Here is a 13,514-nt window from a genome sequence, read left to right as displayed (position 1 = left end):
TTGGCGCAGCTTTGTCAGGGATGGGAGACCCTTTGTGACAAGTGGGCGAGCTAGCGCTCCTGGTAGGGATCGGGGATGCGCAAACTGGCCAGAACAGCGGTTTCCAGCGCTTCCATGTCCTGGGCTTCGTCCTCTTCAATGTGGTCGTAACCCAGGGAATGCAGACAGCCGTGCACCACCAGATGAGCGGCATGGTGCAGAAATGGCTTTTGCTGTTCCTGGGCTTCACGCTCCAGCACGGGCAGGCACAAGACGATATCGCCGTGGACCACGCCGTCCTCGTCCTGACCATATTCAAAGGTCAGCACATTGGTGGCGTAGTCGCGTTCCCGGTAGCTCAGGTTCAGGCTCTGGCCTTCTTCGGCGTTCACAATACGCAAGGTGGCGGAAAGGGCGGTGAAGCGATCTTCGGGGTGGATGCGTTCGACTGCCATATCAATCGTGCGCTGCATCCAGCGGCGGATACGGGAGCGGCTCAGCTCGGGGCAATCAATAGCGTACTGGACGCTCAGGGACAGATCAGGCATCACCGGCTCGTTCGTAGGCGTCCACAATTCGCGCAACCAGCGGGTGGCGCACGACATCACGGCTGCTAAAGCGCGAGCAGGAAATACCCTGCACGTTTTCCAGCACCTTGACGGCATGATTCAAGCCGCTGCGCTGGCCTTTGGGCAAGTCCACCTGAGTGGGGTCGCCGGTAATCACCGCCTTGCTGCCAAAACCGATGCGCGTCAGGAACATTTTCATTTGTTCCGGTGTGGTGTTCTGGGCTTCGTCCAGGATCACGAAAGCATGGTTCAGCGTGCGGCCGCGCATATAGGCCAGCGGTGCGATTTCGATGATTTGTTTCTCGAACAGGCGCTGTACCTTCTCCACACCCATCAAGTCATACAAGGCGTCGTACAAAGGGCGCAGATAGGGGTCTACCTTTTGGGCCAGATCACCGGGCAAAAAGCCCAGGCGCTCACCCGCTTCGACGGCAGGACGTGTCAGCACCAAGCGATGGACGGATTCGCGCTCCAGTGCATCAATGGCGCAGGCCACCGCCAGCCAGGTCTTTCCGGTACCGGCTGGGCCTACGCCGAAGTTGATGTCATTGTTCAGGATATTGCGCAGGTATTCGCGCTGACCGGGTGTGCGAGGACGCAGGTCGCGTTTGGCGGTGCGCAGGGAAATTTCTTCCTGGCCGACGGGGGGCAGCTCGGGCAGGGGCTCGGGCTTTTCCTCTTTTTCGTGGCGGCGGCTGGCGCCCAGCTCAACCAGGCCCAGCTGAATATCGTCGATATTCAGCGCACGGTGCACGGCACGCGAATGGAACCAGTCAATGGCCTTGGCAGCCTCCTCCGCGCGCTCGCCTTCAATCGAAACATGACTGCCACGCCGACGCAGGGTGACGTCATAGGCAATGGCAATCTGCTTGATGTTCTCGTCCAAAGGGCCACACATATTGGCCAGATGGGTATTGTCCCCGTCCAGACGCAAGGAAGTGGGCAGGCGGCGGCGTTGGCTAGTCATAGATCAGGCTCCTGCAACCCGGTCATGGGTCACGATTTCTCCGCGCAAGGTATTGGTCAGTACTTGGGTCACGTGCACATCCACAATTTGTCCGATCAGGCGAGGGTCGCCGGGGAAGTTGATGATGCGGTTGTTTTCGGTACGGCCTTTCAGTTCCGAGTCGTCTTTGCGCGAGGTGCCTTCGACCAGAATGCGTTGCACGCTGCCGACCATGGCCTGGCTGATGGCCTGGGCCTGCTCGTTGATTTGCGCTTGCAGGCGGTGCAGGCGGTCCAGCTTTTCTTCTTTGCTGGTGTTGTCTTCCAGGTCGGCGGCCGGTGTGCCGGGGCGACGCGAATACACAAAAGAGAAAGACTGGTCGAAATTCACATCGCGAATCAGCTTCAGTGTCTTCTGGAAATCCTCTTCCGTCTCACCGGGAAAGCCCACAATAAAGTCCGAGGACAGGACGATGTCGGGACGCGCTTCACGCAGGCGGCGCACGATGGATTTGAACTCCAGCGCAGTGTAGCCGCGTTTCATTGCAGCCAGAATACGGTCGCTGCCGGCCTGTACGGGCAAGTGCAGAAAGGGGACCAGCTTGGGCAGATTGCCGTGGGCGGCGATCAGGCGCGAGGTCATTTCCTTGGGGTGCGAGGTGGTGTAGCGAATGCGCTCGATACCAGGGATCTCGTGCACGTACTCCAGCAGCATGGCAAAGTCGGCAATCTCGCCAGCGACGTCGGTCGGGCCACGGTAGGCGTTCACGTTCTGGCCCAGCAGCGTCACTTCACGCACACCCTGGTCGGCCAGGTCAGCCACTTCCATCAGTACGTCGTCAAAGGGACGGGAGACTTCGGGGCCACGGGTGTAGGGCACTACACAGAAACTGCAGTACTTGCTGCAGCCTTCCATGATGGACACAAAGGCCGAATAACCCTCCACGCGTGCTGGAGGCAGGGCGTCGAATTTTTCGATTTCAGGAAAACTGATATCTACCTGCGAGCGGCCGCTGTTGCGGCGCTTGACGATCAGCTCGGGCAGGCGGTGCAAGGTTTGTGGTCCGAACACGACATCCACGTAGGGAGCACGACGAATAATCGTGTCGCCTTCCTGGCTGGCCACACAGCCACCTACGCCAATGACCAGATCGGGATTGAGCGCTTTCAAATGCTGAACCCGGCCCAGATCCGAGAACACCTTTTCTTGCGCTTTTTCGCGCACCGAACAGGTATTGAACAGGATGATGTCTGCTTCTTCGGGGTTGGTTGTCAACTCCACGGGGCGATCCTGATTCAGGATATCGGCCATTTTTTCGGAGTCGTACTCGTTCATCTGGCAGCCAAAGGTGCGAATGAAGAGCTTGCGGGCAGGCTTGGTAGCAGCATCCGCGCTGGCAGGGGTAGAGATTGTGGTGTCGGTCATAGAAGGAGCCGTGACGGGTGTATATCCCGCGGGCCATTGAAAATGATGAATCGGGCATTATAACGCCCAGCCTCCCGTGAGCCACAAGCAAGCTGGGATCATGTGGGAGGACTTGTTGCAGACAGGCCGCCCTTTGGGGTGAGAAGGCTGGAAATAGTCTTGTCGGGGCATGAAGCTGGATCAGGATTTTCAGTCAGCTTCTACTTGCGTCCTGATTTTGTGGATTATATGATTCGTATATGTATCATATAAGGATTGAAAAATGGGTATCGTGAATATTGATGACGAGCTGCACGACCAGCTACGCAAGGCGAGTACGGTTTCATGTCGCTCCATCAATGCGCAGGCGGCTTTCTGGATACGTATGGGGCTGTTGTGCGAACTGAACCCGACCATGAGTTTTAACGAGATTGTCGCCCGTGAAATGAAGGCGGCTGGTTTGGGTGAGCCTGCCGTGCCTCTGGATCAGGTGGAGTCAGCATGATCAAGATGGCAGATGAAATTGCCTTGATGGCCGAGTCGGGCCGTTTGCTGGCTCAAGTGTTCACGCGCCTGGATCAGTTAGATCTGATTGGCATGAACACCATGCAGATCAATGATCTGGTCGAGAGCTACATCGTCCATGAGCTGCAAGCCCGGCCCGCCAGCAAAGGGCAGTACGGTTATGCCTATGTTCTGAACTCATCGCCTAATCAAGTCGTGTGTCACGGTATGCCGTCCACGACGGATGTACTGAAAGAGGGGGATATCGTGAATTTCGACATCACCCTGGAGAAGAACGGTTTTATCGCGGATTCCAGCAAAACCTACACGGTGGGGCAGGTGACTCCTGCTGCGCAAAAACTGGTCGATGCCTGCTATATGGCGATGTGGAAAGGTATACAAGCCGTGCGCCCCGGCGCGACTTTGGGTGATGTGGGGTTTGCCATTTCCCAGTACGCACGCAAGAATGGGTATTCCGTTGTACGTGATTACTGTGGGCACGGCATCGGGCGGGAAATGCACGAAGCGCCTGAAGTTTTGCATTGGGGCATGCCGCGCACAGGACTGCGATTGAAAGAGGGCATGGTGTTCACCATTGAACCCATGCTGAATCAAGGTGGCCATGCAGTGCAAACCGGGAAAGATGGCTGGACCGTGCGCACTTGCGATGGCTTGCTGTCAGCACAGTTTGAGCACACGGTAGCGGTGACAGACAGTGGTGTGCGCGTATTGACCTTACGGCCTGATGAAACCATCCCGAATTAATTACGTAGTTGGTCGTCCCTCCCTTGCATTACTTATGGCTTGTAGTGTGTCATCCAGTCATTGCAGCTTGTGCACTGAAAACGACAGCAGCAAGTTATTTCAGCCCGATGGAAATGAGATTTTCTGTAAACCTCGTTGATGCTGCCACAGCTGCGAGATCCCGTCATATCGTGATGGCAGTATTGCCCGTTGTCTAACCGTCGTGCCGAAGTATCCCTTCAGATAAATATAGGGTGGCAGCAGTAAGCCTCTTTTTGTTTTATTGAGGGCCGGGGCAGGTCGGCGGGCGAGTCAGGTTATTCGCCGCGGGCAGGGGCCAGATGCGGGGTGCAAGGGGCGTGCTGTTTGAGGAGCACGCTTGCGGTTTGTCCGGGGGACAAACCGCGCTCCGAGTTCACGACCCGCCCGCATCTGGCCCCTGACAAGGGAACCCGTGCGCAGCACGGGCGAATGACCCGCCAAGCCGACCTGCCCCGGCCCTCAATAAAACAAACGCCTGCCACCCTATTACTCGCAATCCAGCAGCCTTAGAAACAAAAAAGCCCGACATTGTTTTAATGTCGGGCTTTCGTTAACAGCGAGCCAAGAAGCAACTTAGCCTTCTACAACCTCGCCGCCTTCGTCTTTCTTGATCGGCTTGACCAGATCCTCACGTTTCACGCCCAGCCACATGGAAATGGCGGCGGCCACGAACACGGAGGAGTAAATACCGAACCAGATACCGATGGTCAGCGCCAGCGAGAAGTTGTGCAGCGTTGGGCCACCGAAGAAGAAAATCGACAGTACCATCATCTGGGTAGAACCGTGGGTGATGATGGTGCGCGAGATGTTCTGGGTGATGGACAGATCAATAATGTCCGACACCGACATTTTGCGCTGCTTGCGGAAGTTTTCACGGATACGGTCCATCACCACAACGGATTCGTTCACGGAGTAACCCAGCACCGCCAGGACGCCGGCCAGCACCGACAGCGAGAACTCCCACTGGAAGAATGCGAAAAAGCCCAGAATGATGACCACGTCGTGCAAGTTGGCAATCGCACAAGCCAGCGCCAGCTTCCACTCAAAGCGGAAGCCCAGGTACAGCAAGATACCGGCGACCACAAAGGCCAGGGCCATCAAACCGTTATGCAGCAGTTCCTGCCCCACCTGTGGGCCCACGAACTCCACACGGCGCAGCTCCACGTCCGAGTGCTGCTGCTTCAAGGCCTGGAGTACTTGTTCGCTTTGCTGGGTAGAGTCTTGTCCGTCCAGAACGGGCAAGCGGATCATGATGTCCTGCGACGTGCCGAAGTTCTGTACCTGGAAGTCGGTATAGCCCAGCGACTGAATCGAGCCGCGCACATCTTCTACCTGCACGGTTTGCTGATAGTGCACTTCCATGACCGTACCACCGGTAAATTCGATGGACAGGTGAAAGCCGCGCACAATAATGAAGACGACCGCTGCAATAAATGTCAGAAAACTGATCAGGTTCAGCACCAACGCATGGCGCATGAACGGGATAGTGCGGTGAATACGAAAAAATTCCATGATGCTTTATGCCTGTAGTTGGGCCTGGCCGGTTTGCACCGGCCCCGGCACTTTACTTCTTGTCCTGTGGTTTCCAGACCTGACCAATGGAAATACCCTGCAGGCGACGACGGTTGCCATACCAGAGGTTGACCAGGGCACGAACCCCAACCACCGAAGAGAACATGGAGGTCAGAATACCGATCACGTGGACGACCGCAAAACCACGGATAGGACCGGAACCGAAGGCCAGCAAAGCGACACCCACAATCAGACTGGTCAGGTTGGAGTCGAAAATAGTGGCCCAGGCACGATCAAAACCCAGGTGAATGGCTTGTTGCGGCGAGGCACCATTGCGTAGCTCCTCGCGGATACGCTCGTTGATCAGCACGTTGGCGTCAATGGCCATACCCAGGGTCAGGGCGATAGCTGCAATACCCGGCAAGGTCAGGGTGGCTTGCAGCATGGACAAGACAGCCAGCAGCAAGAGCACGTTGAAGGTCAGGCCAATGGTGGAGAACAGACCAATCAGGTGGTAGTACAGCATGATGAAGATGGCGATCGCAATAAAGCCGTACAGCGTGGCGTTAAAGCCTTGGCGAATATTGTCGGAACCCAGGCTAGGGCCAATGGTGCGCTCTTCAATGATGCTCATGGGGGCGGCCAGCGAACCGGCACGCAGCAGCAGGGAAATATCGGCGGCTTCCTGAGCATTCATGCTGCCGCTGATCTGTACCTGGCCGTTAGGAATTTCGCTACGGATAACCGGAGCCGTCACCACTTCACCCACGCCATTTTCAAACAGCACAATCGCCATGCGCTTGTTGATGTTGTTGCGGGTAATGTCGCGGAAAATGCGCGAGCCCTTATTGTCCAGCGTCAGGTTGACGGTGGGTTGCTGGGTTTGCGAATCACGACCGGGCTGGGCGTCCTGCAGGTTTTCACCTGTCAGGATGACCTGGCGACGCAGCAGCAGGGGGGCACCACCACGCTCGGTGTAGCGCTCCAGACCAAAGGGCACGGTACCCGAGTTCAAGGCCGCAACGGCAGCAGGCGAGTCTTCCACCATACGCAGTTCCAGTGTGGCCGTACGACCCAGAATTTCCTTGGCTTTGGCTACATCCTGCACGCCGGGCAGTTGAACCACGATGCGATCGGCCCCTTGCTGCTGAATTACAGGCTCGGCTACGCCCAGCTCATTGATTCGGTTATGCAAGGTGGTGATGTTTTGCTTGAGGGCGTTCGATTGCACCTGAATGGTGGCGGCTTCGGTCAAACGGGCTGTCAGACCGCTGTCACCGGCAGGGGTGAAAGCCAGATCAGGCATGGCGCGACGCATTTCCGATTGAGCGCGGTCGCGATCGTCTGCCGAGGCAAAGCTCATGCGCAGCGAGTGACCATCACGCTCGATGCCGCCAACAGGCACTTTGGCTTCGCGCAGCACGCTGCGGGCATCAGCCACCATGGAGTCGTAGCGGGCTTGAAGCGCGCCTTGCATATCCACTTGCAGCAGGAAGTGCACGCCACCGCGCAAGTCCAGGCCCAGGTGCATGGGGTGGGCGCCCAGTGCGGTCAGCCAGGCAGGCGACGCAGACACCAGGTTCAGGGCGACGGTGTAGTCGGGGGCGGTAGCTGTGGAGTCCTTGTTCAGTTCGCGCTCGATCAGGTCTTTGGCCTTGAGCTGAACATCGGTGGACTCAAAACGGAAACGCGCAGTGGCGCTAGGTCCGTTTTGTTCAAAATACGAGCCCGTCGTAGGAATATTGTTTTTCTTGAGCAGCTCTTCAACGTGACTGATCAGGTTGGTTTCAAGCCGGACCGTGGATTTGGCGCTGGAAACCTGGACAGCAGGAGACTCACCAAACAGATTGGGCAAGGTATAGATCAGGCCGATCGCCAGCGCGACCAAGACGATGACATATTTCCAGAGAGGATAACGATTCATGGGATATCTACGACGGGTGCAGAAATGGCAACCCCGGACCGAGGTCCGGGGTCGGAGGCATTACAGCGACTTGATCGTGCCTTTGGGCAGAACAGTCGTAACGGCCACGCGTTGGACCAGAACTTCAACAGGCTTGTCGGTCAGGTTGGCCACTTCAACGGTCAGGTAGTTGTCGTGAACTTTGCTGACTTTGCCCAGCAGACCGCCGGAGGTGATTACTTCGTCGCCTTTGGCCAGGTTGGAGACCAGGTTGCGGTGCTCTTTCTGACGCTTCATTTGAGGACGAATCATCAAGAAGTACAGCACAACGAACATCAAGATGATGGGCAGCATGCCCATCAAGGCATTTTCGCCGCCGGCAGCTGCCTGGGCGGGGATGAGAGTCAGAATGTCAACAGCGGACATGTGGGGCTCCTGAGGATTTTTTTGTGTGGGTTGTCAAAAACTAACGGTGTATTGTAGCGGCACTTTATTGCGGTATCACAAACAGCGTGTCATTCAATACCGCGCGCCCGATCCTGGTGGAACTGCTCCCGCCAGGCCGCGAAACGCTTTTGCTCGATAGCATCGCGCATCTCTTGCATGATCTGCAAATAGAAATGCAGATTGTGCAAGGTATTCAAACGCGAGCCGGTAATTTCATTGGAACGCTGCAAATGATGCAAGTAGCCACGCGAGAAATGCTTGCAGGTATGGCAGGTGCAGCTGGGATCCAGCGGGCGGGTATCGTCGCGGTAACGGGCATTGCGTATCTTGATGTCGCCGTAACGGGTAAACAGCCAGCCATTGCGCGCATTGCGGGTGGGCATGACGCAGTCAAACATGTCCACGCCCTGGCTGACCCCTTCGACCAGATCTTCCGGTGTACCCACACCCATTAGATAGCGGGGGGCATGCGTAGGCAGTTTCGGGGTGGTGTGCGCCAGAATGCGCATCATGTCTTCTTTGGGCTCGCCTACGGACAGGCCGCCAATGGCATAGCCTTCAAAGCCGATTTCGGTCAGACCAGCCAGGGATTCGTCGCGCAGGTCCTCGTACATGCCGCCTTGCACAATGCCAAACAGGGCATTGGGGTTATTCAGACGCTTGAATTCCTCGCGTGAACGGCGAGCCCAGCGCAAGGACATGCGCATGGATTTAGCCGCTTCGATATGCGTGGCGGGACGGTCGTCAATCAAGTAGGGCGTGCATTCATCGAACACCATGGAAATATCGGAGTTCAAGGAGTACTGGATTTGCATCGACACTTCAGGCGTCAGAAACAGGCGCTCGCCGGTGATGGGGGAGGCAAACTTCACCCCTTCCTCGGTAATCTTGCGCATGCCTTTCAGGCTGAACACCTGAAAACCGCCCGAGTCCGTCAGGATGGGCTTGTCCCATTGCATGAAATTATGCAGACCCTGGTACTTGTCCATGACCTCCGTGCCCGGACGCAGCCACAGGTGAAAGGTATTGCCCAATATGATCTGCGAGCCAATCTCGTTCAGCTCGTGCGGCATCATGGCCTTGACGCTGCCATAGGTGCCTACCGGCATGAAAATGGGGGTTTGCACCACACCGTGGTTCAGGGTGATCTGGCCACGGCGAGCGGCGCCATCGGTGCTTAAGAGGTCAAACTTCAGTCCACTCATGGGGTAGGAGGCTCAATGAACATAGCATCGCCGTAACTAAAGAAGCGATACCGGGATTGGACGGCGTGCTGGTAGGCACGTTGTATGGGTTCGATCCCCGCCAGGGCCGATACCAGCATCAGCAAGGTGGACTGGGGTAAATGGAAATTGGTGATCAGTGCATCCACCCACTGGTACTGGAAGCCGGGGGTAATGAACAGGCGCGTGTCGCCTTCAATGCTGCCATCGGTGCAGCGCTGGTTCATGCCGGGCTCTTTGCTGGCGGCAGACTCCAGCGAACGCACACTGGTGGTGCCCACGGCAATGACGCGGCCACCGGCAGCGCGGGTGGCTTCGATCTTGGCCAGGGTGGCGGCGGGCACATGGTAACGCTCGGCGTGCATGACGTGCTCGCTGATATTGTCCACACGCACAGGCTGAAAAGTGCCTGCACCCACGTGCAAGGTCACAAAGGCCTGGTCCACGCCTTGCTCGCGCAAGGTGTTCAGCATGTCGTCGGTAAAGTGCAGGCCAGCCGTCGGGGCGGCCACGGCACCGGGGTGACGGGCGTAAACAGTCTGGTAGCGCGAGTCGTCTTCCTCGTCCGCTGCGTGGGTAATGTAGGGTGGCAAAGGCGTGGCGCCGTATTGCTCCAGCATGTCCAGCACAGGCTCGTGAAAGCGCAGCGCAAACAGGGCGTCTTCCCGCCCGGTGCAATCGGCCAGTACCTTGCCGTCGGCCAGTTCCAGCAACGTGCCAGGTTTGGGGGACTTGCTGGCGCGGATATGGGCCAGAGCCGTATCGGGGCCGGTTACGCGCTCGATCAGCACTTCCACCTTGCCGCCGCTGCTTTTCTGGCCATGCAGGCGGGCCTTGATGACGCGCGTATCGTTAAAGACCAGCAGGTCACCCTTGCGCAGCAGGCTGGGCAGGTCGGTGAACTGGCGGTCATGCAATTGGCTGGCACCGTCCAGATGCAGCAGACGGCTGCCCTGGCGCTGGGCCGGCGGGCTTTGAGCGATCAGATCAGGGGGAAGCTCGTAGTCGAACTGGGCGATAGTTAAAGAGGGGTCGATGCTCATGGTTTGTCGTAAAGGGCCACTGGCCAGAAGGCCGGGCCTGATGGGGTAACCGACTATTTTAACGCTTTGCCGCCAGATTGCTGAAACGGCCATATCCGTGGTGTTTTTCTTTCGGTATGCTTGGGTCTTTCCTGAATTGATCTGTTGGAGACGAGGGCATGGGCGTTTTAAAGGCAAAGCCTGTTTTGAGTCGTTGCAAGCACGTGGCTCTGGCCACCTTGCTCATGGTGCAAGGCGCATCACTAGCCCTAGCCCAGGCCTTGCCGCCCGAGCTGGCTTCGGTATGGAACGCCAGCCGCTTGCCGCAATCGTCTCTGTCCATCGTGGTAGACGAGGTGGACGGTCCGCGCCTGATCGGCGTCAATCCCCAGGAGCCCCGTAACCCCGCATCGGTAATGAAACTGGTCAGTACCTGGGCCGGTTTGTCCGCTCTGGGGCCAGAATATACCTGGCGTACGACGTTAATGGCCCAGGACGGCCTGCAGGTGGACGAACAAGGCACTTTGAAAGGGCCTCTGTACATCAAGGCGGGGGGCGATCCGTTTTTGACCGTGCCGCAGTTATGGGACATGTTGCGCGAGCTCCGCTTGCGTGGGGTGAAGAATCTGACCGAAGTTATTGTGGATCGTTCCATCTTCGGCAACGTCACCATCAATCCGGGTGATTTCGATAATGCGGGTGACCGTCCCTATAACGCCAGCCCGGATGCCATGATGGTGGGGCTAGGCGCTTCCCGGCTGGTGTTCCAGCCAGATACACAGGCGCGCAAATGGATTGCGATTATTGACCCGCCTTTGCCCGGAGTGCGCGTACAGGGTGAAGTCGAGTGGTCGACGGCGACCTGCCCTGGTTCGCCTGTTGTTGGTACCCAGATTCAGCCTGAAGCCGGTGGCATGGTGGTCCGTGTCAGTGGCAAGGCCGCCGCTTCTTGCGGTGAGTTCAGCGTTTACCGTCTGGTTCATTCCCAAACCGAGTTTTTCGACAAGCTGTTCCGCAGCCTGTGGCGCGATCTGGGCGGCACCCTGGCCCGCGACATCAAAGCAGGCCGTGTGCCGGCTCGTGCGCAGGCGATTACCTGGCATGACTCGCAGTCCCTGTCTGACCTGATCCGTCTTATTAATAAGCAAAGCAACAATGTGATGGCCCGTACCATCTTGCTGACCGTGGGCGCAGAAATGAATGGTCCCGGTGCCACGGTGGCCACCGGCGAGCGCGCCGTCATGAACGTGCTGGGTCGCCAGGGCGTGAATACCGCAGGCTGGACCGTGGACAACGGCTCGGGCCTGTCACGCAATGCCCGCGTCACGGCGGGCGGCATGGCTGACATGCTGAAAGTCGCCTGGCGCTCGAACTGGATGCCCGAGTACATTTCGTCCTTTGCGATCTCCGGTGTGGACGGCACGGTGCGTTCGCGCTTGCGCGATGACGAGGTTCAGGGCCGTGCCCACTTGAAAACCGGCACGCTGCGCGATAGTCGTGCCTTGGCCGGTTACGTGCTGGGAGCCAGCGGAAAGCGGTATATTGTCGTCATGATGGTCAATGACGAACGTTCTGCCTCTGCCCGACCCTTTTTTGATGCGGTGGTGAAGTGGCTGGCAGTACGTTGACGATCACGATAGTGCGGGCTGCTGTGCAGCAGCCCTGTTTTTAGTTAGTCCCTAATTTGATGAAGCAATCATGCCCATACACGAAATACGCCACCCTTTGATCCGCCATAAGCTGGGCTTGATGCGCAAGGCAGATCTGAGCACGAAAAATTTCCGCGAAATGTCTCAGGAAATTGCCTCTTTGCTGACCTACGAGGCGTGCAAGGATCTGCCTCTGGAACCCACCACCATTGAAGGTTGGTGTGGCAATGTGGAAGTGGAAAAGCTGGCTGGCAAGAAAGTGACAGTTGTGCCTATCTTGCGCGCTGGTATTGGCATGCTGGACGGGGTGTTGAGCTTGATTCCTGGCGCCAAAGTCAGCGTGATTGGTATTGCTCGCAACGAAGAAACCTTTGAAGCCCAGACCTATCTGGAGCGTCTGGTCGGCGAGCTGGATCAGCGCCTGGCCCTGATTATTGACCCCATGCTGGCAACGGGCGGCTCCATGGTCGCCACAATTGATCTGCTGAAAAAAGCAGGCTGCAAGAATATTCGCGCTTTGGTGTTGGTGGCGGCTCCGGAAGGCATCGCCACTCTTGAAAAACATCACCCTGATGTTCATATTTATACCGCGTCCATTGATCAGCATCTGGACGAGCATGGTTATATCGTGCCGGGGCTGGGCGATGCGGGCGACCGTATTTTTGGTACTCGCCAGAAGGTTCAGGACGGCGAACTCTAAGTCCAGAACTTGTCGTGCTTTTTTACAATCCCTTGCCAGTACGCCAGAGGGGATAGGCATAATAAAGAGTCGAATCTAAGTTTCACTGAATCAGGATGTACATGAAACTGAATGCTTGGATGGCTGCACCGCTGTTGGTCATGTTGGGCCTGAGCTCGGCTCAGGCTGGTTTGTGTGACGTGCCTTTCATGCGTGACGGTGGGCAGATACAACTGACTGGCTCGGGCTTTTTGGCCTTGGGCGCTGATCTGGCTTTTTCTGACGTGAAAAAGCAGGGCGGTGATCAGTGCCAGGCGCGTGTACAGGGCAAGGCCAGTGTAGCCCTGGCCGGTTTGCCGGCCAGCAAGCCCAATATTGACTACGTGATGACGGTGCGCGATGGCCGCACCCGTTTCCAGCGCGATGATGGCCGTGGTGGTCTGGAAGCCGTTCAAGGTTCGTTTGACCTGCGCCTGCTGGGCCTGTTTTCCTACGAACACGGTGGGCTGCAGGAAGGGCAAACCTTCCCGCGCCAGGATTTCCAGATCAATCTGGACAAGCGCTCCCAGTCCAACGCCAATGTCTTGCGCATTCATACTGGTGCCAAGACGGTTGGAGCTCAACAATCGGTACAGACCGCATTGGGCAATTACCAATGTTGGCCTATTCGTTATCAACGCGAGATCGAGCCTACTCAGGCCAGTTTCAGTGGCATCAGTCTGCCCATACCGGGCATCAACTCCCAGGTTACGGATTGGTATTGCCCGGATGTGCAGATGGTGATGAAGCAAGAAAGTATTCAGAACGGTGTCCCGTCCACGGTGGATGTGACGCAACTGAAGTAAACCTGCGACTGACTGGTCTCAGGTACATCGAGTATCTTTATCCTGA

The 13,514-nt window shown here is 57.2% G+C and carries 13 protein-coding genes; 5 read left to right on the top strand and 8 right to left on the bottom strand.

Annotation, left to right across the window (positions count from 1 at the left end; genetic code table 11):
* Positions 1–50: 50 nt before the first annotated feature.
* From ybeY to miaB, 3 genes are read right to left on the bottom strand one after another with little or no spacing between them, the layout of a single operon-like run.
* Positions 51–527 (bottom strand): rRNA maturation RNase YbeY, encoded by a 477-nt coding sequence (ybeY, locus tag MID00_RS03925; RefSeq protein ID WP_254500290.1) that lies wholly within the window; start codon positions 525–527, stop codon positions 51–53.
* A complete protein-coding gene (locus MID00_RS03920) occupies positions 520–1,515 on the bottom strand; it encodes a PhoH family protein (RefSeq protein ID WP_254499727.1) in 996 nt (331 codons plus the stop codon). The genes ybeY and MID00_RS03920 overlap by 8 nt, the downstream gene beginning before the upstream one ends.
* A gap of 3 nt (positions 1,516–1,518) precedes the next feature.
* Positions 1,519–2,919: a tRNA (N6-isopentenyl adenosine(37)-C2)-methylthiotransferase MiaB gene (gene miaB, locus MID00_RS03915; protein WP_009463849.1), complete on the bottom strand. Its 1,401-nt coding sequence runs from the start codon at positions 2,917–2,919 to the stop codon at positions 1,519–1,521.
* A gap of 262 nt (positions 2,920–3,181) precedes the next feature.
* Between miaB and MID00_RS03910 the strand changes: the two genes are divergently transcribed.
* Both MID00_RS03910 and map read left to right on the top strand, forming a co-directional pair.
* On the top strand, positions 3,182–3,403 hold the full coding sequence (locus MID00_RS03910) for a ParD-like family protein (protein WP_009463848.1): 222 nt from the start codon (positions 3,182–3,184) through the stop codon (positions 3,401–3,403).
* Positions 3,400–4,167 (top strand): type I methionyl aminopeptidase, encoded by a 768-nt coding sequence (map, locus tag MID00_RS03905; RefSeq protein ID WP_254499726.1) that lies wholly within the window; start codon positions 3,400–3,402, stop codon positions 4,165–4,167. Before MID00_RS03910 ends, map begins: the two co-directional genes overlap by 4 nt.
* 594 nt (positions 4,168–4,761) lie before the next feature.
* Here the strand turns inward: map and secF are convergent.
* The 5 genes from secF to queA all read right to left on the bottom strand — a co-directional run bounded on the left by secF (position 4,762) and on the right by queA (position 10,316).
* A complete protein-coding gene (secF, locus tag MID00_RS03900; protein ID WP_009463846.1) occupies positions 4,762–5,700 on the bottom strand; it encodes a protein translocase subunit SecF in 939 nt (312 codons plus the stop codon).
* Between the two features lie 52 nt (positions 5,701–5,752).
* Positions 5,753–7,624, bottom strand: a complete 1,872-nt coding sequence (secD, locus tag MID00_RS03895) for a protein translocase subunit SecD (RefSeq protein WP_254499725.1) — start codon at positions 7,622–7,624, stop codon at positions 5,753–5,755.
* A gap of 60 nt (positions 7,625–7,684) precedes the next feature.
* Complete coding sequence (yajC, locus tag MID00_RS03890) at positions 7,685–8,029, bottom strand: preprotein translocase subunit YajC (protein ID WP_003803689.1); 345 nt, start codon at positions 8,027–8,029, stop codon at positions 7,685–7,687.
* An 89-nt stretch (positions 8,030–8,118) separates the two neighbouring features.
* Complete coding sequence (tgt, locus tag MID00_RS03885) at positions 8,119–9,255, bottom strand: tRNA guanosine(34) transglycosylase Tgt (RefSeq protein WP_009463845.1); 1,137 nt, start codon at positions 9,253–9,255, stop codon at positions 8,119–8,121.
* Positions 9,252–10,316, bottom strand: a complete 1,065-nt coding sequence (gene queA, locus MID00_RS03880) for a tRNA preQ1(34) S-adenosylmethionine ribosyltransferase-isomerase QueA (RefSeq protein WP_009463844.1) — start codon at positions 10,314–10,316, stop codon at positions 9,252–9,254. Before queA ends, tgt begins: the two co-directional genes overlap by 4 nt.
* A 158-nt stretch (positions 10,317–10,474) precedes the next feature.
* Between queA and dacB the strand changes: the two genes are divergently transcribed.
* The 3 genes from dacB to MID00_RS03865 all read left to right on the top strand — a co-directional run bounded on the left by dacB (position 10,475) and on the right by MID00_RS03865 (position 13,468).
* Positions 10,475–11,923: a D-alanyl-D-alanine carboxypeptidase/D-alanyl-D-alanine-endopeptidase gene (gene dacB / locus MID00_RS03875; RefSeq protein WP_022983426.1), complete on the top strand. Its 1,449-nt coding sequence runs from the start codon at positions 10,475–10,477 to the stop codon at positions 11,921–11,923.
* 70 nt (positions 11,924–11,993) lie between these two features.
* Complete coding sequence (upp, locus tag MID00_RS03870) at positions 11,994–12,644, top strand: uracil phosphoribosyltransferase (protein WP_009455167.1); 651 nt, start codon at positions 11,994–11,996, stop codon at positions 12,642–12,644.
* 101 nt (positions 12,645–12,745) lie between these two features.
* A complete protein-coding gene (locus MID00_RS03865) occupies positions 12,746–13,468 on the top strand; it encodes a hypothetical protein (RefSeq protein WP_009455166.1) in 723 nt (240 codons plus the stop codon).
* Positions 13,469–13,514: the final 46 nt, after the last annotated feature.

This window comes from Alcaligenes sp. NLF5-7 (assembly GCF_024266725.1).
GTDB classification, from domain to species: Bacteria; Pseudomonadota; Gammaproteobacteria; order Burkholderiales; family Burkholderiaceae_B; genus Alcaligenes; species Alcaligenes phenolicus.
The sequence above is the reverse complement of the archived record's forward strand: the minus strand, read 5'-3'. Positions and strand labels throughout refer to the sequence as shown.

Excerpts from the sequence above, each read along its gene's own strand:
- upp (WP_009455167.1), top strand. The coding sequence starts at position 11,994 with ATGCCCATACACGAAATACGCCACCCTTTGATCCGCCATAAGCTGGGC.
- miaB (WP_009463849.1), bottom strand. The coding sequence starts at position 2,919 with ATGACCGACACCACAATCTCTACCCCTGCCAGCGCGGATGCTGCTACC.
- yajC (WP_003803689.1), bottom strand. The coding sequence starts at position 8,029 with ATGTCCGCTGTTGACATTCTGACTCTCATCCCCGCCCAGGCAGCTGCC.
- secF (WP_009463846.1), bottom strand. The coding sequence starts at position 5,700 with ATGGAATTTTTTCGTATTCACCGCACTATCCCGTTCATGCGCCATGCG.
- queA (WP_009463844.1), bottom strand. The coding sequence starts at position 10,316 with ATGAGCATCGACCCCTCTTTAACTATCGCCCAGTTCGACTACGAGCTT.
- secD (WP_254499725.1), bottom strand. The coding sequence starts at position 7,624 with ATGAATCGTTATCCTCTCTGGAAATATGTCATCGTCTTGGTCGCGCTG.
- dacB (WP_022983426.1), top strand. The coding sequence starts at position 10,475 with ATGGGCGTTTTAAAGGCAAAGCCTGTTTTGAGTCGTTGCAAGCACGTG.
- MID00_RS03910 (WP_009463848.1), top strand. The coding sequence starts at position 3,182 with ATGGGTATCGTGAATATTGATGACGAGCTGCACGACCAGCTACGCAAG.
- map (WP_254499726.1), top strand. The coding sequence starts at position 3,400 with ATGATCAAGATGGCAGATGAAATTGCCTTGATGGCCGAGTCGGGCCGT.
- ybeY (WP_254500290.1), bottom strand. The coding sequence starts at position 527 with ATGCCTGATCTGTCCCTGAGCGTCCAGTACGCTATTGATTGCCCCGAG.
- MID00_RS03920 (WP_254499727.1), bottom strand. The coding sequence starts at position 1,515 with ATGACTAGCCAACGCCGCCGCCTGCCCACTTCCTTGCGTCTGGACGGG.
- MID00_RS03865 (WP_009455166.1), top strand. The coding sequence starts at position 12,746 with ATGAAACTGAATGCTTGGATGGCTGCACCGCTGTTGGTCATGTTGGGC.
- tgt (WP_009463845.1), bottom strand. The coding sequence starts at position 9,255 with ATGAGTGGACTGAAGTTTGACCTCTTAAGCACCGATGGCGCCGCTCGC.